General features: G+C 71.3%; 17 protein-coding genes and 1 riboswitch. Of the genes, 1 reads left to right on the top strand and 16 read right to left on the bottom strand.

Annotated features, from left to right (window positions below; all coding sequences use genetic code 11):
* The 15 genes from ACPT94_RS07935 to ACPT94_RS07865 form a co-directional block, all read right to left on the bottom strand.
* On the bottom strand, positions 1 to 1290 hold the full coding sequence (locus tag ACPT94_RS07935; RefSeq protein WP_360344766.1) for a class I SAM-dependent methyltransferase: 1290 nt from the start codon (positions 1288 to 1290) through the stop codon (positions 1 to 3).
* A gap of 479 nt (positions 1291 to 1769) precedes the next feature.
* Complete coding sequence (locus ACPT94_RS07930) at positions 1770 to 3170, bottom strand: NAD(P)/FAD-dependent oxidoreductase (RefSeq protein ID WP_360344764.1); 1401 nt, start codon at positions 3168 to 3170, stop codon at positions 1770 to 1772.
* Between the two features lie 454 nt (positions 3171 to 3624).
* A complete protein-coding gene (locus ACPT94_RS07925) occupies positions 3625 to 4566 on the bottom strand; it encodes a Ppx/GppA phosphatase family protein (RefSeq protein WP_360344762.1) in 942 nt (313 codons plus the stop codon).
* Between the two features lie 117 nt (positions 4567 to 4683).
* A complete protein-coding gene (locus ACPT94_RS07920) occupies positions 4684 to 5208 on the bottom strand; it encodes a DUF501 domain-containing protein (RefSeq protein ID WP_360344760.1) in 525 nt (174 codons plus the stop codon).
* A gap of 121 nt (positions 5209 to 5329) precedes the next feature.
* Complete coding sequence (locus tag ACPT94_RS07915; protein WP_360344758.1) at positions 5330 to 5806, bottom strand: FtsB family cell division protein; 477 nt, start codon at positions 5804 to 5806, stop codon at positions 5330 to 5332.
* Positions 5807 to 5925: 119 nt separating this feature from the next.
* Positions 5926 to 7215 (bottom strand): phosphopyruvate hydratase, encoded by a 1290-nt coding sequence (eno, locus tag ACPT94_RS07910; protein ID WP_360344756.1) that lies wholly within the window; start codon positions 7213 to 7215, stop codon positions 5926 to 5928.
* A 381-nt stretch (positions 7216 to 7596) separates the two neighbouring features.
* Entirely contained in the window at positions 7597 to 8295 is a 699-nt protein-coding gene (locus ACPT94_RS07905; RefSeq protein ID WP_360344754.1) for a transglycosylase family protein, read from the bottom strand.
* Positions 8296 to 8299: 4 nt separating this feature from the next.
* Positions 8300 to 8466: riboswitch (cyclic di-AMP (ydaO/yuaA leader) on the bottom strand.
* 205 nt (positions 8467 to 8671) lie between these two features.
* On the bottom strand, positions 8672 to 9718 hold the full coding sequence (locus tag ACPT94_RS07900) for a transglycosylase family protein (protein WP_360344752.1): 1047 nt from the start codon (positions 9716 to 9718) through the stop codon (positions 8672 to 8674).
* Between the two features lie 213 nt (positions 9719 to 9931).
* Positions 9932 to 11218: a cytochrome P450 family protein gene (locus tag ACPT94_RS07895; RefSeq protein ID WP_360344750.1), complete on the bottom strand. Its 1287-nt coding sequence runs from the start codon at positions 11216 to 11218 to the stop codon at positions 9932 to 9934.
* On the bottom strand, positions 11215 to 12804 hold the full coding sequence (locus tag ACPT94_RS07890; RefSeq protein WP_425245492.1) for a tetratricopeptide repeat protein: 1590 nt from the start codon (positions 12802 to 12804) through the stop codon (positions 11215 to 11217). The genes ACPT94_RS07895 and ACPT94_RS07890 overlap by 4 nt, the downstream gene beginning before the upstream one ends.
* Positions 12805 to 12946: 142 nt before the next feature.
* Positions 12947 to 13939 carry a nucleoside triphosphate pyrophosphohydrolase gene (locus ACPT94_RS07885; protein ID WP_360344746.1) on the bottom strand — a complete coding sequence of 331 codons (993 nt, stop codon included), beginning with the start codon at positions 13937 to 13939 and terminating at the stop codon, positions 12947 to 12949.
* Positions 13940 to 14087: 148 nt separating this feature from the next.
* Positions 14088 to 14738: a SurA N-terminal domain-containing protein gene (locus tag ACPT94_RS07880; protein ID WP_360344744.1), complete on the bottom strand. Its 651-nt coding sequence runs from the start codon at positions 14736 to 14738 to the stop codon at positions 14088 to 14090.
* A 419-nt stretch (positions 14739 to 15157) separates the two neighbouring features.
* Positions 15158 to 15784 (bottom strand): type 1 periplasmic-binding domain-containing protein, encoded by a 627-nt coding sequence (locus ACPT94_RS07875; RefSeq protein WP_425245491.1) that lies wholly within the window; start codon positions 15782 to 15784, stop codon positions 15158 to 15160.
* 12 nt (positions 15785 to 15796) lie between these two features.
* Positions 15797 to 16129, bottom strand: a complete 333-nt coding sequence (locus ACPT94_RS07870) for a hypothetical protein (RefSeq protein WP_425245490.1) — start codon at positions 16127 to 16129, stop codon at positions 15797 to 15799.
* Between the two features lie 36 nt (positions 16130 to 16165).
* The gene (locus ACPT94_RS07865; protein ID WP_360344738.1) at positions 16166 to 16996 is read right to left on the bottom strand and encodes a glycoside hydrolase domain-containing protein; all 831 of its coding nucleotides are present in this window, start codon (positions 16994 to 16996) and stop codon (positions 16166 to 16168) included.
* A gap of 198 nt (positions 16997 to 17194) precedes the next feature.
* Between ACPT94_RS07865 and ACPT94_RS07860 the strand changes: the two genes are divergently transcribed.
* Positions 17195 to 17587, top strand: coding sequence for a hypothetical protein (locus ACPT94_RS07860; RefSeq protein ID WP_360344736.1), 393 nt, complete (start codon positions 17195 to 17197; stop codon positions 17585 to 17587).
* 105 nt (positions 17588 to 17692) lie between these two features.
* On the opposite strand, the gene ACPT94_RS07855 is transcribed toward ACPT94_RS07860, so the two are convergent.
* Positions 17693 to 17941 (bottom strand): hypothetical protein, encoded by a 249-nt coding sequence (locus ACPT94_RS07855; RefSeq protein ID WP_425245489.1) that lies wholly within the window; start codon positions 17939 to 17941, stop codon positions 17693 to 17695.
* Between the last annotated feature and the right edge of the window lies 1 nt (position 17942).

Genomic DNA, 17942 nt, shown 5'->3' with positions numbered 1-17942 from the left:
TCAGTTCCAGGTACGGGCGCGCAAGGGCATGCCGGAGGTGCCGGAGGGCGGGGTGCGGACGGCCAGGACCTGGTTGACGCCGATGCGGTTGCCTTCGAAAGCGAGGGCGGAGGCCGCCATGTACAGGCGCCAGACACGGGCACGGCCGGGGCTGGTGAGCTGCACCGCGCGGGCCCAGTCGGCCTCCAGACGGGCGACCCACCGGCGCAGGGTGAGGGCGTAGTGCTCGCGGATGGACTCCACGTCACGGACCTCGAAGCCGGCGCGTTCGAGTTGGGTGACGGTGCTGCCCACGGGGGCGAGCTCGCCGTCCGGGAAGACGTAGGCGTCGATGAACTCGTCCACGCGGTAGTCGGTTTCGTCGCGTTGCGGGCGCCGGGCAATCTGGTGGTTGAGCAGGCGGCCGCCCGGCTTGAGGAGGCCGTACAGCGCGTTCGCGTACTCCAGATAGCGCGCGGCGCCGACGTGCTCCGCCATGCCGATGGAGGAGATCGCGTCGTACGGACCGTCGGTGACGTCGCGGTAGTCCTGGACGCGGATCTCCACCTTGTCGGTGAGGCCGGCGTCCGCGACACGCTTGCGGGCGTACGCCGCCTGCTCCTGGGAGAGGGTGATGCCGACGACGCTCACTCCGTGCTCACGGGCCGCGTGGATCGCCATCGAACCCCAGCCGCAGCCGACGTCGAGGAGACGCCGGCCCGGGGTCAGGGCCAGCTTCCGGCAGACCAGTTCGAGCTTGTCGCGCTGGGCGTCCTCGAGGGTGCCGTCCGGGGACTCCCAGTAGGCGCAGGAGTAGACCATGGAGGGGCCGAGGACCAGCTCGTAGAAGTCGTTGCCGACGTCGTAGTGGTGGCTGATGGCACGTCTGTCGGTGCGGCGGCTGTGGAGGTGGGTCGTACGGCGGACCTCCTCGCGGGGCGGGCTGGGAGGCAGCGGGGGCCCGGCGAGCCTCAGCAGACCTCTGGCCGCCGCGCGGAACTGCGGGTCGCGGAGGGCCTCGGTGAGCGTACGCGCGTCCTCGCCGCGCTCCCAGATGAGGCCGGAGACGAGGTCGAGGGCGGTGTAGAGGTCGCCCTCGATCTCCAGGTCGCCGGCCACCCAGGCACGGGCCAGGCCCAGTTCGCCCGGTTTGAACAGCAGGCGGCGCAGCGCCCTGCGATTGCGTACGACCAGGGTCGGCGCGTCGGGCGGGCCCGCCTGTGAACCGTCCCAGGCGCGGATGCGTACCGGGAACGGGACTCCCAGCAACTGCTCTACAAGGGCGTGGAGCCGCGGCGCGGCGTCAGCCATGGTGCACACCTCCGTGACGGTAATCCCGGAATGTCCTGACACCACGTAAACACCCGGGGGGCGCGGGTGCAGTCCCCCATGCGCGTTACAGCTGCGCAAATCATTCGAGCCGGGGGGTTGGGTGCCGTCGCGGGGCTCCGCCCCGGACCCCGACCTCGCCCACCCACCCGCCCGACTCGCTCGGCCAAGAGGGCCCCACCCGGGGCTCCGCCCCGACCCCCGGCGGGGGCTTCGCCCCCTGCACCCCCACGGCGCCCCCCGCACCCCACGGCTCCGCCGCCCCTCCCCCACGAAGCCAACATCCCCCGCCCCCTCCACACACACCACCCCACCCAGCCCACCCGGCATATGAGCCAAGCCCGTTCAGCGCCGACGGCGGGGGACGGGGGCGGCAGCCGCCGGTGGGGGCAGGTACGCCGAAGGGGCCGCCTGCACCACGGATGGCAGGCGGCCCCTTCGGGGTGTTCAGTGACCGGAGGTCAGGAGGCCTTGGCCTTCTCCTCGGTCTTCTCGGTCTTCTCGGCCTTGGGGGCCGCGGCGACCGGGGCCGGCTTGGCGGCCTCGTAGAACTCCTCGCGCGGGGACTCCAGGGCGCCGAGGGCGACGACCTCGCGCTTGAGGAACATGCCGAGCGTCCAGTCGGCGAAGACGCGGATCTTGCGGTTCCAGGTCGGCATGGCCAGACCGTGGTAGCCGCGGTGCATGTACCACGCCAGGCGGCCACGCAGCTTGATCTTCATCTTGCCCATGACGATCATCGCGACGCCCTTGTGCAGGCCGAGGCCCGCGACGGCGCCCTTGTTGGCGTGGCTGTACTCCTTCTGCGGGAAGCCCCGCAGGCCGGAGATCACGTTGTCGCCGAGGACCTTGGCCTGACGCAGGGCGTGCTGCGCGTTCGGCGGGCACCAGGCGTTCTCCACGCCGGCCTTGCGGGCGGCGATGTCCGGGACCTGGGCGTTGTCGCCGGCGGCCCAGATGTAGTCGGTGCCCTGGACCTGGAGGGTCGGGGCGCAGTCGATGTGGCCGCGGGGGCCGAGCGGGAGGCCGTAGCGCGCCAGGGCGGGGTTCGGCTTGACGCCGGCCGTCCAGACGATCGTGTTGGAGTCGACCTCGAGGCCGTTCTTCAGGACGACGTGGCCGTCGACGCAGGAGTCCATGGAGGTGGAGAGGTAGATCTCCACGCCGCGGCTCTCCAGGTGCTCCTTGCCGTAGGCGCCCAGCTTCGGGCCGACCTCGGGAAGGATCTTGTCGGCGGCGTCGACGAGGATGAAGCGCATGTCCTCGCGGGACACGTTCTTGTAGTACTTGGCGGCGTCGCGCGCCAGGTCCTCGACCTCACCGATGGTCTCCGCACCGGCGAAGCCGCCGCCGATGAAGACGAAGGTGAGCGCCTTGCGGCGGATCTCCTCGTCGGTGGTGGAGTCGGCCTTGTCGAGCTGCTCGAGGACGTGGTTGCGCAGACCGATGGCCTCCTCGATGCCCTTCATGCCGATGCCCTGCTCGGCGAGGCCGGGGATCGGGAAGGTGCGGGAGACGGCGCCGAGCGCGACGACCAGGTAGTCGAAGGGCAGCTCGTACGCCTCGCCGACCAGCGGGGCGATCGTGGCGACCTTGCGGTCCTGATCGATGGTGGTGACCCGGCCGGTGAGGACCTCCGCCTTGGGCAGCACGCGCCGCAGCGGGACGACGACGTGACGCGGGGAGATGTTGCCGGCGGCGGTTTCGGGGAGGAAGGGCTGGTAGGTCATGTACGACCGGGGGTCGACGACCGTGACGGTCGCCTCGCCGTAGCGCATCTTCTTCAGGATGCGCCGAGCTGCGTACAGGCCTACGTACCCACCGCCTACTACGAGGATCCTGGGACGCTCCGTGGTGCTCATGCCATCGAGTATCCACCCGCCCCAGGGGGGTCGCTCGTGCGCCCCTTCACAAGCTTCCGCAGGGTGTGTGCTATCCTCCGCGGCCCGCGTGATCCACATCATGGCGGACAACGGGAACCCGTGCGCGGCGCGCACCGTTGTCAATGCCGCGTGAGCTGCCTCTCCGGGTGAAGAGGGGCCGGGTGAGGGCTCCGAAACACCGCCGCAGCGGACTCCGCGAAACGTCCGCGCCTTCCGCTTTTGAACACGTTCACACGGGCGATGGGGCCCCGGAAGGGTCAACGGGGGTGTCCGCGTCCTCCGACAGGGCCGAATTCCTTGTGAAGAACTTCACGAAGTTTTCCGGCGGGGTGTCTCCGGAGCGCCACAGAGGGGCCCACGAAGGCCCCTCCGGCACGCTCATACGTTATCCGTACTGCTCAGCAGAGTGCTACCCGTCGGTAACAAAAGAGAGCTACGCCACCGACCACGCGATGCCGTCGAGGATGTCGTGCTCGCTCACCACGACCTCCCGCGCACCGATCCGCTCCATGATCGAGCACAGGACGAGGGCGCCCGCGGCGATCACGTCCACGCGGCCGGGGTGCATCGCCGGGTGGGCGGCGCGCTGCTCGTGGGTCGCCTTGAGAAGGGCGTCGCTGATGCCCTTGACCCGGTCGTACCCGATCCGGGAGTGGTGGATCCTCGCGGAGTCGTACTCGTCCAGGCCCAGCGCGAACGCCGCGACCGTGGTGACCGACCCGGCCAGGCCCACCAGCGTGTGCGCCTCGCGCAGCGGGACCGTCTGCTCGGCGAGGTCCAGCGCGGCCTCTATGTCGGCGCGCATCGCGGCGATCTGCTCCGCGGCCGGCGGGTCGGTGATCCTGCCGTCCACGACCAGGTGCCGCTCGGTCATCCGTACACACCCGACGTCGACCGAGCGCGCCGCGCGGACGTGGTCGTCGCCGACGACGAACTCCGTGGAGCCACCGCCGATGTCCACCACCAGGAACGGGCGCTGCAGGTCGTCCCGCCCCGTCAGCTCCTTCGTCGCTCCCGTGAACGAGAACTCGGCCTCCTGATCACCGGAGATCACCTCGGGTTCCACACCCAGGATGTCCAGCACCCCGCGCACGAACTCGTCCCGGTTCTCGGCGTCCCGGGAGGCGGAGGTGGCGACGAAGCGCAGACGCTCCGCGCCGTGCTCCTTGATGACGGCCGCGTACTCCCGGCAGGCGGCGAAGGTCCGCTCCAGCGCCTCGGGGGCGAGACGGCCGGTGCGGTCGACGCCCTGGCCGAGACGGACGATGGTCATACGGCGGTCCAGGTCGACCAGTTCACCGGTGGCCGGATCCGCGTCGGCGACGAGGAGGCGGATGGAGTTGGTACCGCAGTCGATGGCGGCGACGCGGGTCATGGCAGTTCCTTGTCGTCTGGGGTCGTCTGAGTCGTCTGAGCCGTCTGAGTCATCGAGGACGGCGTGGCCGGTCGGGGGCGCCGGGGGCGCGGCCCCGGGGCGGGACTGTCCCTGCGGTCACTTCTCCGCTGCGGGAGCGACGCAGCTCCCCTTGCGCCACCACTCCGGCAGCATCCCGAGCGCCTCGTCCCCCAGCGGATTCACGCCCGGGCCGGCGGCCAGGGAGTGCGCCACGAGTACGTGCAGGCACTTCACCCGGTCCGGCATGCCGCCCGCGCTCGGGAAGCCCTTCAGCTCCTCGATCTCGTCCCGCCGCCGGATGTAGTCCTCGTGGGCGGCGCGGTAGGCGGCGGCCAGCTCCGGGTCGGTCTCCAGGCGGGCCGTCATCTCCTTCATCACGCCGTTCGCCTCGAGGGTGCCGATCGCGGAGTTCGCCTTCGGGCACGTCAGGTAGTACAGCGTCGGGAAGGGCGTGCCGTCGGGGAGGCGGGGGGCCGTCTCCACGACGTCCGGCCGGCCGCACGGGCAGCGGTGCGCGATCGCGCGCAGACCGCGCGGCGGGCGCCCGAGCTGCTGCTGGAAGGCCTCGACGTCCGCGTCGGTGGGCTCGGTGCGCGGGGTGGTCGGCGGGGGGGTGTCCATGCGTGTCTTTCTCTTGGGCTGTCGCTCTTTGGCTGTCGCTCTTGGGCTGTCGCTCTTGGGCTGTCGCTCTTGGGCTGTCGCTCTTTGGCTGTCGCTCTTGGGCTGTCGGGCTGGGGCGGTCTCACCGGTCGGAGGCGTCGGACTTGTCGACGCCGTCCCAGACGTTGGAGTACCAGGGGCGGTCGGCGGCCCCCAGGTCGGTGCGGGCCTGCTTCGCCGCGTCCGGGTCGATGACGACGAAGCCCGTCTCCCCCGGCATCACATAGTGCAGCCGCTGCCGGATCTGCTGCTCGGCGTACGCGTCGTCCTGCCAGCGTGCCTTGAGGTCGCGCAGTTGTTCCACCCGCTCCTTGGCCTGCTCCCGCTCGCGCTCCAGATCGGCGATCTCGGCACGCTGGGAGACGTACTGGCGCATGGGGTAGGCCAGGGCCACGATCAGCGAGCACAGGACGAGCGCGAGGAGGGCCGCCCGGCCGGTGAGGCGGGAGCGGCGGGCCTGGCGCCGGGTCTGGGAGCGATAGACGCGGGCCGCCGTCTGTTCGCCGAGCAACCGGATCCTGGTCGCGGTGGAGAAACGGTCCCGGTCCTTCGCGGCCACTGTCCCCCGCCTCCCGTCTCACACGTGCGTACGTCCCCGGACACGGTACGGGACCGAGTACGGGGACGTACGTACGACTGGCTGAGGCCTGGCCCGCCAGGGGCCGGCCCTTGCTGTGCCTACTGGTCCGCGAAGCGGAACCGGGGGAAGGCCGAACGGCCCGCGTACACCGCGGCGTCGTCGAGGATCTCCTCGATGCGCAGCAGCTGGTTGTACTTGGCGACGCGCTCGGAGCGGGCCGGGGCGCCGGTCTTGATCTGGCCGCAGTTGGTGGCGACGGCCAGGTCGGCGATGGTGACGTCCTCGGTCTCGCCGGAGCGGTGGGACATCATGCACTTGAAGCCGCTGCGCTGGGCGAGCTCGACGGCGTCCAGGGTCTCGGTGAGCGAACCGATCTGGTTCACCTTCACCAGCAGGGCGTTGGCGGCGCCCTCCTCGATACCGCGGGCCAGGCGCTCGGGGTTGGTGACGAACAGGTCGTCGCCGACGAGCTGGACCTTGTCACCGAGCTTGGCGGTGATGGTCTTCCAGCCCTCCCAGTCGTCCTCGAACAGCGGGTCCTCGATGGAGACGAGCGGGTACGCCTCGACGAGCTCGGCGTAGTACTCGGTCATCTCGGCGGCGGAGCGCTCCTTGCCCTCGAAGGTGTAGGAGCCGTCCTTGTAGAACTCGGACGCGGCGACGTCGAGGGCGAGGGCGATCTGCTCGCCGGGGGTGTAGCCGGCCTCCTTGACGGCCTCGAGGATGAGGTCGAGGGCCTCGCGGTTGGAGCCGAGGTTCGGGGCGAAGCCGCCCTCGTCGCCGAGGCCGGTGGACAGGCCCTTGTTCTTCAGGACCTTCTTGAGGGTGTGGTAGACCTCGGTGCCCCAGCGCAGGGCCTCGGAGAAGGACTCCGCGCCGATCGGGGCGATCATGAACTCCTGGATGTCCACGTTGGAGTCGGCGTGCGAGCCGCCGTTCAGGATGTTCATCATCGGCACCGGCAGCAGGTGCGCGTTCGGGCCGCCCAGGTAGCGGAAGAGCGGCAGGTCGCTGGCCTCGGAGGCGGCGTGGGCGACGGCGAGGGAGACGCCGAGGATGGCGTTGGCGCCGAGGGAGCCCTTGTTGTCGGTGGCGTCCAGGTCGAACATCGCCTGGTCGATCAGGCGCTGCTCGGTGGCGTCGTAGCCGACCAGCTCCGGGCCGATCTGCTCGATGACGGCGAGGACGGCCTTCTCGACGCCCTTGCCCTGGTAACGGTTGGGGTCGCCGTCGCGGAGCTCGATGGCCTCGAAGGCACCGGTGGAGGCGCCGGACGGGACGGCGGCACGACCCGTGCTGCCGTCGTCGAGGCCGACCTCGACCTCGACCGTGGGGTTGCCTCGGGAGTCCAGGATTTCCCGGGCTACGACGACGTCGATGGACGGCACGAGCATCTCCTTCTTGGGATGTGACGCTGGTAGTGCGGGGCACGTGTGGGCCGTGATGAGCCCTTGCTGAGCCTTGCGACTAGAGCCTAACCGTCCCGGGGCCGTCGGCAGCCGACCGACCGTCCCGTGGACAGACTGACGGTACACATTGTTCCCGGTCGGAACAAAGGGGGCCGGGGAAACTCCGGGAACTGAAGGGCGACTCCGGGAACGCGAGGTGAACCGCGGGACACGGGCGGGCAAGGAAAAACCCCGCCCCGGTGCGTACGGGGGAACACGCACCGGGGCGGGGAGCCCGTGAGGGCGGGGGGCACCCTCACGAGGCCTTCAGTGTGCGGGCCTCGGTTGTGAGGGGGCTGTGACTTGGGTAAGAGCCGCCTCTTACTTCAGGTGCAGCTGCTGGCCCGGGTAGATGAGGTCGGCGTCCTCGACGATGTCCTTGTTCAGCTGGAAGAGCTTCTCCCAGCCGCCCTTGACGTTCTGCTCCGCGGCGATGGAGCTGAGGGTGTCGCCCTTGACGACCTTGTACTCGCCGTCGCCCTTCTTGACCTTCTTGCCGGTCGGGGTGGTGACCGTCTTCTGGGTCTTCCGGGTCTCGGTGGCCGGGCGCTCGGCGGAGCGGGAGGCGCTGCGCTCCTCGGTCGAACGGGTGTTGGCGCCCGACGAGCCGGAGCCGGAACCGCTGTCGGCGGAGCCGCCGTTGTACCCGGCGCTGGACAGGCCCTTGCCGCAGACCGGCCAGGCACCCTTGCCCTGGCTCGCGAGGACCTTCTCGGCGACGGCGATCTGCTGCGCCTTGGAGGCCTTGTCGGCGGTGGAGGCGTACTGCGTGCCGCCGTACGCGGCCCAGGTGGAGGCGGAGAACTGCAGACCGCCGTAGTAACCGTTGCCGGTGTTGATGGACCAGTTGCCGCCGGACTCGCACTGGGCGACGGCGTCCCACTCGGAGGCCGTGGCGGCGGAGGCGCTGCCGGCCGCCATCAGCGGGGCGGCGACGGCGGCGGTGGTGACACCGGCGACGGCGATGGCGCGAGTGGCCTTGGACGGACGACGGTGCTTGCCCTTGCCGGAAAACAGCATGGATCGATCCCCTCACCGACGCCTGCGAGGTGAGCTGTCGGGTTCGGGCCGGTTGAGTTGCCCGGCCACTCCTCCGTGGGAGGTGTGGCTTCACCCCTAGCCGCGGCCGTCAACTGCCCGGTGCGGCACTTACCTTGGGTCCCCCGCTCCTGCCTGCGGCGCTTGACGCGACGACTGTTCCCGGGCGGCCGCTGGCAGGATTCGGCGTTGCGACAGCCGGGGCTCGGGTTGCCGAGCGCTCATGACCGTAGACACGCGATCGGCGGAATTTCAAAGACGATCAGCGCTTCTGAGACTCATCCCACACTTTCACCAAACCGGACATTCGGGTGCGAAGTGTGACGTGAACTCCCCCCGTTTTCTCGGGATTTAGGCCCTATTCGACCCCGGTCACAAGAGTCTGACCGGGAGCGATGTCGCTCGGGTCGGCGCCGATGACGTCCTTGTTCTCGGCGTAGAGGGCGCGCCATCCGCCGTCGAGGTCAAGGGAGTCGGCGATGGAGGCGAGGGAGTCGCCCGCCCGGACGGTGTAGGTGCCGGCCGTGCCGCCGAGGGTGCTCGCGGCGTGACGGCCGGAGGAGGCGGCGGACTTGTCGTCGGTCGCGCTCTCGTCGGCGGTGCCGCCGCGGTGACGGCCGGAGCCGGTCGCGTCGGCCGCGGTGTCGGCCGCACCGGTGTCGACGAGGCTCCAAGAACCGGCACTCTGCCCCGAGTTGTCCGAGTCGTCCGTTTCGCGGGTGCCCGTGGACGAACTGTCGCCCGCCGGTGAACCGCTCGCGTCGGCGCCGGTGGACGGGCCGGACGCGGCGGAGCCGCCCGGCGTGGAGGAGGTGGAAGACGAAGGGGATGAAGGGGACGAGGAGGGCGAATTCGTGGAATCCGGTGAGGAGTCGGCGGACGGGTCGGTGGAGGTGTCGCCGGAATCCTTCGAGGAGCCGGAGGAGTCCGAGGAGCCGGACGAGCCCTTCGACAGGTCGGACAAGCCGGACGTTATGGAGGAGTCGGACGAGTCGCCCGCCACGCCCGTGTCCAGGTCCAGCGAGCCGGACTCCTTGCTGAGCCCGGACGTCAGCCCGCAGGTGCCCCACGCGCCGACGCCCTGGTCGGCGAGGAGCTTCTGGGCGACGGAGATCTGCTGGTTGCGGCTGGCCAGGTCGGGGCGCGAGGCGTAGTCGAGGCCGCCGTACTTCTCCCAGTCCTCCTGGGTCAGGGACAGGCCGCCGTACTCACCGCCGCCCTTGTCAGCGCTCCAGGAGCCGCCGGTCTCGCACTCCGCGACCTTGTCCCACACCGTGCCGTCGGCGGCGCTCGCGCCGGAGGCGCCGAGCAGCGGGATGGCGATGGCGGAACCGGTCACCCCGGCCGCGACGAGGAGGGCCGGGGCCTGGCGGGGGCGACGGTGACGACCGTTCCCGGAGAGCATGCGGGCGCCTTTCTCGAGACAGCAGTGCCCGCGCGGCGACCGAAGCGGGGTCGCCGCGCTGACGAGTGAACGTATCGGCAGACGATCACTTGTCACAAGTTAATGCCGCGCAGATCACGTGAAGATCACAGAGTTGAGGAACGGTCACCTTTGCTTCGCCGTACGGCCACATCACGGCGGGTCAGCGGACGGGTGCGAAAGGTGGGCCCCGGTTCAGCGTGGTTCAGCCGGTGCTACGGGGGTGAACTCCACGGGCAGGGTGCGCAGTCCGCGCATGATGAGGCCGCCGCGCCATCGCAGGTCGGCCGGGTCGGCGGCGAGCCGGAGGTCGGGGAGACGGGTGAGGAGGGTGGCGAGGGCGGTCTGGCCCTCCAGGCGGGCGAGCGGGGCGCCGAGGCAGTAGTGGATGCCGTGGCCGTAGCCGAGGTGCTGGTTGTCGCGGCGGGAGAGGTCGAGGACGTCGGGGTCGGTGAAGCGTGCCGGGTCGCGGTCCGCGGCCGCGAGGACGACGAGGACGGGGTCGCCGGGGGCGATGTCCTGGCCGCCGAGGGTGAGGGGGCGGGTGGCGAAGCGCCAGGTGGCGAGTTCCACGGGGCCGTCGTAGCGCAGGAGTTCCTCGACGCCGGTTTCGAGGAGGGCGCGGTCGCCGGAGTTCAGGGAGTCCTGGAGCCGGTGCCGCTGCTCGGGGTGGGTGAGGAGGGCGTAGGTGCCGTTGCCGATGAGGTTGACGGTCGTCTCGAAGCCGGCGAACAGGAGGATGAAGGCCATGGCGGCGGCCTCGTTCTCGGTGAGGTGCTCGCCGTGGTCGGAGGCGCGGATGAGGCCCGAGATGAGGTCCTCGCCGGGCGTGGGCTCGGCGGACAGGGCCTCGCGCTTGCGGTGGATGAGTTCGGCGAGATAGCCGCGCATCTTCTTCACCGACCGCGCGACACCACCGCGCGGGCCTCCCCCGTGCCGGATCATCATGCCCGCCCAGTCCCGGAAGTCGTCCTGGTCCTCGCGGGGAACGCCGAGGAGGTCGCAGATGGCGTAGATGGGGAGGGGGAACGCGAAGTCGTGGATGAGGTCGGCGGTGCCCTGCGGGGCGAACCGGTCGATGAGGTGGTCGGTGAGCTCCTGCACGCGGGGCGCGAACTCGGCGACACGGCGAGGTGTGAACGCCTTGCTGACGAGGCGTCGCAGGCGAGTGTGGTCCGGCGGGTCGATGTTCAGCAGGTGCGTCATCAGCTCGGCCTTGCGCTCACCGGGGATGCCGGTCTTGCCCTTCGCGTGCGCGGGCTCGTCGTGATGCGCGGGGTTCTTGCTGAGCCGCTGGTCGGCGAGGGCCTGCTTGGCGTCGGCGTACCGCGTGACCAGCCAGGCCTCCACTCCGCTGGGCAGGCGCGTCCTGTGCACAGGCGCGTGCTCGCGGAGCCAGGCGTAGGCGGGGTAGGGGTTGGTGGCGAATTCCCAGGTGAAGAGTTCCGGGGCGGTGCTGTCGGGGGTGGGCTGGTCGGTCACTCCTCGACGGTAGCCGGGATGTCGGCGAGGGCTTCGCGGAGGGCGGTCAGCTGGGCGGCGGCGGACTGGGAACCGGCTTCGGCGGCCCGGGCCAGCCAGTGTTCGGCGCGCATGAGGAGGAGGGGCCCGATGTCCTGTACCGCGACGGGGTTACCGGCCTCGGCTGCCGCCTCGTAGTAGCGGATGGCTTCGGCGTGCTCACCCCGCCCGGCGAGGTACTGGCCGAACAGGAAGGTCCCCCAGGTCTTGCTCCGGTCCGCCAGCCTCTCGTACCAGAACCTGGCGTCGGTGTGGTCCTCGGCAAGGCCCGCGAGGACACCGAGGGTGTTCATCGCGTTGCCGTCCCCCGCCTCACCCAAGGCGCGGAGGGCCGCGCGTCCCGCCCGGACCACGTCGTCGAAGTCGTCCGGGCTGTGCTTGTGCGCCTCCCGGACAGCGCTCAGCCACTGGTCGTGCTTCAGCGGAGACAGGTCCGGCGACCGCAGGGCATCCGCGACCAGGGGTCCGCTCGCCCGCCACGTCCCGGTTTCCTCTCCCCGGACGAGAAGGCCGACGGTGCCGAGCCGGGGCCTGACCGCCCATTCGAGAGCCTCGTCCAGCCAGGGACCGGTCAACGTCGTCAGGGGCTCCAGCGGCACCGCCGCCGTGACCCCGCACCGGGCCAGGTCGACGGCCGCCCGCACCAGCTGGTGCCCGCGCTTGCGCGCCAACGACCGGCCGGCCCGCAGCCACTCCTCCCACAGCTCCGGCCCGACCGCGAGGAACTGGGTCACGCCCAGCGTCCCGCGATGCCGGCGGGCGTCCACGAGGCGCGGATCGGCCGCCTCGTCGAGCCGCGCCAGTTCTGCCTCGCTCCAGTGGCAGGTCAGCTGCACGGTGGACGCTCCGCTCAGCACGCGGGCCGTGGGCCCGTCCCCGAAGCGACGGTCGTCGTAGGCCGCGTCGCGCATGGTGGCCAGGACGAGGACGCCCTCGTGGACGCACTGCGCCAGCAGACCGGCTGTCAGGCCCTGTTCGCCGAGGTGGCCTTCGAGGTCGTCCAGCCAGACGACGTGGTTGCCCGAGCGGTCCCGGCCGCGCAGGGCGGTGGGCAGGCCGCGCAGGTCCGTGCCCGGCTGGGCGTTGTGGACGCGGGTCCGGATGCCGCCGCCCACCCGGCGCAGTGACGCCCAGGCCGTCCTCGACTTGCCGGAGAGCGGTTCCCCCGTGACGACGACCAGTCCGCCGGTGCGCAGGCGCTCCTCGACGATCCGGTCGAGTAGGTCGTCGGTGTCACGGCGCACGTACGGCGGCAGCGTGGGCTCGTCGCCGAAGCGGCGGGCGGGGCGGATACCGAGGGTGAGACGGCGGACGGCGCGGAGTTGAGGCCAGGTGTCGGCGAGGGTGACGGGGGTGGGGGCGGAAGCGTAGTTGTACTGGGCGCCGATCACGGCGGCGTGGAAGGTGCCGTGGCTGAGGTCGACGTGATCGCGGGAGGCGGCCGGGGCAGCCTCGGCGGGCACCACGGGAACGTCGACGTGGTCACAGGTGGGGGCGGGGGCGGGGGCGATGGGAACCGGGATCGACTCGGCTTCCGGTTCGCGCAAGGGCGTACCGCACACCGGGCAAGCGCTGTCACGGCTGCTCGTGGAGGTGCCGCACTCCCTGCAACTCGCAAGGCGATACCTCGTGTTCCTCCGCGCCATACAAGCCCCCGCGCCCACGCCGACGAATCAGAACCCCACCGTACTAATCCCCCACGCCCTCAACCCCGCGAATCGCATCCCGGTAAGCCCGAGCCGCCGCCCGCAGCGCCGCCTCCGGGTCCACGCCCTCCCCCTCGGCCCGGGCCGCCAGGGCGAGGAGCTCGTAGCCGATGCCCTCGGAGGCCGGCAGCGGCACCTCCAGGCCCGCCGACCGCACCCGGGACGACAGCTTCGCGGCGAGGGCCAGGCCCGGCTGGTGGAGGGGGATGCCGTCGGTCACGGACTCCCTCCGCTTCTCGACGGCCTTCGTGCGGAGCCAGTGCTCCTTGACCTCCTCGGGGGTCGTCGCCGTGGCGTCGCCGAAGACGTGGGGGTGGCGGTGGATGAGCTTGGTGACGATCGTGGCCGCCACGTCGTCGATGGAGAACGGGGAGTCCGGATCCTCCTCGGCGATCCTCGCGTGGAAGACGACCTGGAGGAGGACGTCGCCCAGTTCCTCCCTCAGCTCGTCCCGGTCGCCGTCCTCGATGGCCTCGACGAGCTCGTAGGCCTCCTCGATGCCGTACTTGGCGAGGCCCTTGTGGGTCTGCTGCGACGACCAGGGGCACTCGGCGCGGATGCGGTCCATGACCTGGATCAGGTCGAGGAGGCGGGCGCCCGGGAGGTCGTAGGAGGCGGGGAGGAGTTCCAGTTCGGGCATGGCGACGCGGCCGGAGCCCGCCAGGCGGGCGAGGCCGTCCGTCAGGGCGGGTTCGCCCTCGCCGGTCGCCACGACGACGACCGTGCGGCCGCCGGCGCAGGCGGCGACCAGGTCCTCGGCCGTCGGTGAGGTCTCCTCCACCGGTATGCCGGCCTCGCGCAGGTACGGCAGCTGGGGGTGGGCGCCGTCCGCGCACAGGACGCGGTCGGCCGTGCGCAGGGTCTGCCAGGCGGGCCAGGACAGCAGGCCGGGGGCGACACGGTGGCTGGTGGTGAGCAGGACGACTCGGCCGGAGCCGTCCTCGGGCGTCGCACTCGTTGCGCTCGTTGCTTTCACACCCCGAACGTAACCCACGCCCGCGGACCGGCTCCGCCGGTTGTCCACAGGGCGGGCCGACCGGTCATACGATCAGCTCGTATGCCCGGTTCCTGTGATCAGGTCGGTCACCGGTGGCCATGGTCGGGTGGTCTGCCGCCTGCCGTGGTCAGGTCGTCTGCCGGGTCCCTGCCGACGTGACCTCCCGGACCCACGGCGTCTTCGCGTCGACGCGGCTGACCTTGTCGACGTCCCAGGCGCCGTAGCGCGGGTTGAGGTCGACGCCGAGTTCCTGGGACGTCTTGGACAGGGCGTTCCAGAAGGCGGCCTGGCTGGTGTCGGTGCCGAGCCGGGCGGCGAGTTTCTGGGCCTCGAGCTGGAGGCGGAGGTTGTCGTCGAGGCGCTGCGACGGGATGCCGTACTGCTGGAGCCAGGTCATCTCCAGGCCCTTCGCGCCGCCCGCCTGCTGTTCCAGGCCGGCCCGCATCTCCTGGACCTCCCTGCGGGTGACGGTGACGCCCGCGTCCTCGGCGGCGCGGTGCAGGACGCGGTCGAGGACCATGCCGTGCAGGGTGTCGCGGGTGAGGGTGCCGGTCTGGGAGACGGCCTGCGCGTACTGGGTGTCGTCGGTGACCGCGGCGCGCTGGGCCGCGCGGACCTCCTTCACCCGGTTCTCCAGCTGGGAGACGGTGATCCGCTGGCCGCCGACGACGGCCGCCGCGCCGGGATGCGCCTCGTTCCCGCAGGCGGTGAGGAGGGGGCCGGCCGCGACGATCGTGGCGGACAGCAGGAGCGCGGTGCGACGACGGCGGCTGTGCAAGGAAGCCTCCCGAGGAGATTGTGCGACGGTGCACAAAGTCTTGCGGTGATCGATGGTAGGCAGTGGTACGGCTGTGGCCAACCCATTCGACCAACGATTCACCGGGACTTGCGGCACCGCCGCGCCCGTCCACCGCCGTCCCCCGGTGCCCACAGGTGTCCATCAGGCGCCCACAGGCGTCCCTGGACCGTCCCGCTCCTCGTCTGCCGGCCCACCCTCGGCTGCTCCCCAGCGCGTCCCCGGGCTCCTTGTCCGCGCGCGCCTCCCGCGGCCCGTTCCGGCCCGTTCCCCAGCTGCTCTCCGCGCGCCCCCGTGGCTCCTTATGGCCCGTTCCCCGGCTGCTCTCCGCGCGCCCCCCGCGGCTTCTTCCGGCCCGTTCTCCGGCCCGTTCCCCGGCTCGTCCACGCGCGCGCGTGGCGTCAGTGGCTCGCGTCCGTCGTGCGTTCGACCGCGTCGGCCACCTCCGCGCGCAGGCCCTCGCCCGCGCCGACGGTGGTCACGTTCGCTGCGGCGTGCGTACCGCCCACGAGGACGAAGGCGACCTTCTTGTACCGCGGTGCCGTCTGCTCCGCCGCCGTGACCTCGGGTGCCCCCACCGCGAGGACGACGTCGCAGGAGCGCTGAAGGAGGCCGTTGAGGAAGGGGCGCGCGTTGCCGGCGCTCTGCTCGCCGGTGACCTGCGTGTAGCTCACGCGCGTGTGCGTCTTCAGGGACGCGTCCTGCATGCCCTGCCAGACGGTGGCCGCGGGGGTGCCGGCGGTGATGCCCCGCTCGCCGGTGAGGAGGCAGGCGTCGACGTCCGTGTAGGCGCGGGCGCGGGTGTCGGGGATGGGCGGGCGGTCGTCGTGCGAGAAGAGGAGGACGGCGGTCACGGCCAGGGCGGCCGCGACGGCGAACGCGCCGGCCGTGAGCGCGATCGTGCGCCCGCGCAGGGCGCGCAGCCACGCGAGGGTGGCGCGCCCGACGGCGGACGCACGCCCTTCGCGCAACGTACGCGCCGGGCGCGCCGGGCGCGCCTGGGACACCTGTCTGACCTGCTTGCTCACCGCACCTGTCTCCTACTCCCCGGCCGGCCTGCGCGGCCAGGACAGCCACGCGTGCGTGGCCGCGCCCGCCATCGACAGCAGGATCAGCAGCAGGTCGAGGGCGAACGGCGGCCCGTGGGTGTCGACCGGGGTGAGTGCGAGCTCGGTGAGCCAGGCCGCCAGCACCGCCGAGAACCCGGCGAACGCCCACCAGTCGGCGCGGGAGCGCCGGCGCAGGGCGAGGACGAGGGACGGGACGGGGCACAGCAGCCCCAGGCTGATCACGGGCACCAGCGCGAAGCCCAGCCGGGCCACGGGTGTGCGCAGCACGGCGCTGGACATCGCTGCGGTGACGACGGCCTTCATCTGCCCCTCTCCCGCCCCTCGCTCACTCGGTCCGGGTCAGCCGACGATCGCGACCGGCGCGTCCCACGCGTCGCGGTCCACGGTGATCGTGTAACCGCCGCGGGTCTCCTTGCTGTTGACCATGTACTGGTGGCCGCGGCTGTGGTTCGTGTACTGGGTGGCGCCCCACGGCCAGTCGGCGGTGGTGGTGTTCTGCTTGTCCCACAGCGCGTACCAGAGGTTGCCGGGCAGGTCCGTCTTGTTGGTCGCGGTGGCGACGGCCTTGGCGCTGGAGCTGCTGAAGCCGTAGTAGCCGGCCCGGTAGATCTTGGCGCGCAGCGTCTTGGTGAAGGAGCGCACGTACGTCAGCACGGCGTCGTTGCACGCCTTGTTGGTGATGTCGTACGGCTCCATGTCGAGGTAGATCGGGCTGCCGGCCTTCATGCCGAGCGCGGAGGACTTGGCGACGGCGTCGGCGGCGTCGGTCGCGCCGAGTGAGGCGGCGGTGGAGGCGGAGATCTTCTCGGGGCTGGAGCCGGTCTGGCAGGGCGGCTGGGCGCCGACGTAGATCGGGATGAGCTTCCAGCCGACCGAGTTCACCGACTTCACCCAGGACGCGGTGAGGTTGGGCTGGGCGCAGCCGCGGTTCTTGCCGCCGACGTAGACGGCCGCCCCGCCGTAGAAGCCTTCGGTCTTCCAGGCCTTCATCGCGGCCAGGGAGGGGGCGGTGCAGGTGTCGAAGGCACGGCCGGTGAAGGTCTTCTGGGCGGGCCAGGTGGTGGCCGCCATGGACTGCTGTGCCGCGATCCCGGCACCGGCGACGACGGCCGCGGCGGCCACGCCCCACGTGATGTATCTGCGCTTCCTGGACTGCCGGTGCTCGGCCATCCCCACCCCATCGTCGATGTGTTCGGTTGTTCGGGTCCCCCTGGGTCGGAACGCACCGTAGCCTGCGCCGGTCTGCGATCGGAAAACACAGGCCTCTCGTAGCCACAAGATTCCCTCATGCCGCGGTAAAGAAAGGGAGGTCGGCAGCGGTCCGAGTGCCGTGCCCTACCCTTGCCCTCTGGCTACTTGGGGGGCGAGATGACGACGGCGACGGCGACGAGACCGCAGAAGCGGCTGGAGGGCGGCTGGTTCCAGCGGCTGGCCTGGGGGGCCCTGGTGTGGTTCTCCCTGGGCGTGCTGGTGTGGCTGCCCTTCCTGTACGTGGCGATCCGGCGGGGCCGCTCCTCGGACTGGGGCGCCTTCGCCTCGTTCGCGCTGTACGAGGTCCTGACCCTGCCGTGGGCGCTGATCACGTCGAGCGGCGAGGGCGATCCCTTCCTGGGCGTCGCGGTGATCGTGACGCTGCTGGTGGCCACGTGGATGCTGCTCTTCGTCCTGTTCGACCCTCGGACGCCGCCGGTGCCGTACGGGATGCCTGCGGCTTCGCACCCCCAGCCGCCGTACCCTCAGGGGTACCCGTACGGGCGGTAGACCCGTTCGGACAGCTCCTCGTCCACGGTCTGCCGGTCCTCAGTCGCGAGGGAACGCCCTGAGCGCCGGCACCAGCTCGCCGGCTGTAGTCGTCGCGCAGGGTGATCAGCTCGCGTCCCCTCGCCGGGAAGGCGTCGTCGGGTTCGCCGTCCAGCCGTGCCGCGCCGCGGCGGAGCAGGGAGCCGACCGCCGCCCGGTCGACCCCCACTCCTGCGGCATCTCCAGGTCCGACAGTGGCGCCTGCAGCCGGCGCAACGCGAAGAACACGGCCTGGTGCCGCCGGGCCCGGTCCATCCGCCGTATCCACGCCGTCAACGTGTCGTCGAAACGCCAGTCCCGGGCCGGATCCCTCACG

It is taken from the genome of Streptomyces aurantiaciflavus, from assembly GCF_049808595.1.
In the GTDB taxonomy this organism is placed as follows: Bacteria; Actinomycetota; Actinomycetes; order Streptomycetales; family Streptomycetaceae; genus Streptomyces.
Note: the sequence above shows the minus strand (reverse complement) of the source record. Positions and strands in the feature narration are given on the sequence as shown.

Bases quoted from the DNA above. Each gene is read 5' to 3' on its own strand.
- ACPT94_RS07905 (WP_360344754.1), bottom strand. From the start codon at position 8,295: ATGCTGTTTTCCGGCAAGGGCAAGCACCGTCGTCCGTCCAAGGCCACT.
- ACPT94_RS07865 (WP_360344738.1), bottom strand. From the start codon at position 16,996: ATGGCCGAGCACCGGCAGTCCAGGAAGCGCAGATACATCACGTGGGGC.
- ACPT94_RS07935 (WP_360344766.1), bottom strand. From the start codon at position 1,290: ATGGCTGACGCCGCGCCGCGGCTCCACGCCCTTGTAGAGCAGTTGCTG.
- ACPT94_RS07920 (WP_360344760.1), bottom strand. From the start codon at position 5,208: ATGGACACCCCCCCGCCGACCACCCCGCGCACCGAGCCCACCGACGCG.
- ACPT94_RS07860 (WP_360344736.1), top strand. From the start codon at position 17,195: ATGACGACGGCGACGGCGACGAGACCGCAGAAGCGGCTGGAGGGCGGC.
- ACPT94_RS07925 (WP_360344762.1), bottom strand. From the start codon at position 4,566: ATGACCCGCGTCGCCGCCATCGACTGCGGTACCAACTCCATCCGCCTC.
- ACPT94_RS07930 (WP_360344764.1), bottom strand. From the start codon at position 3,170: ATGAGCACCACGGAGCGTCCCAGGATCCTCGTAGTAGGCGGTGGGTAC.
- ACPT94_RS07900 (WP_360344752.1), bottom strand. From the start codon at position 9,718: ATGCTCTCCGGGAACGGTCGTCACCGTCGCCCCCGCCAGGCCCCGGCC.
- ACPT94_RS07870 (WP_425245490.1), bottom strand. From the start codon at position 16,129: ATGAAGGCCGTCGTCACCGCAGCGATGTCCAGCGCCGTGCTGCGCACA.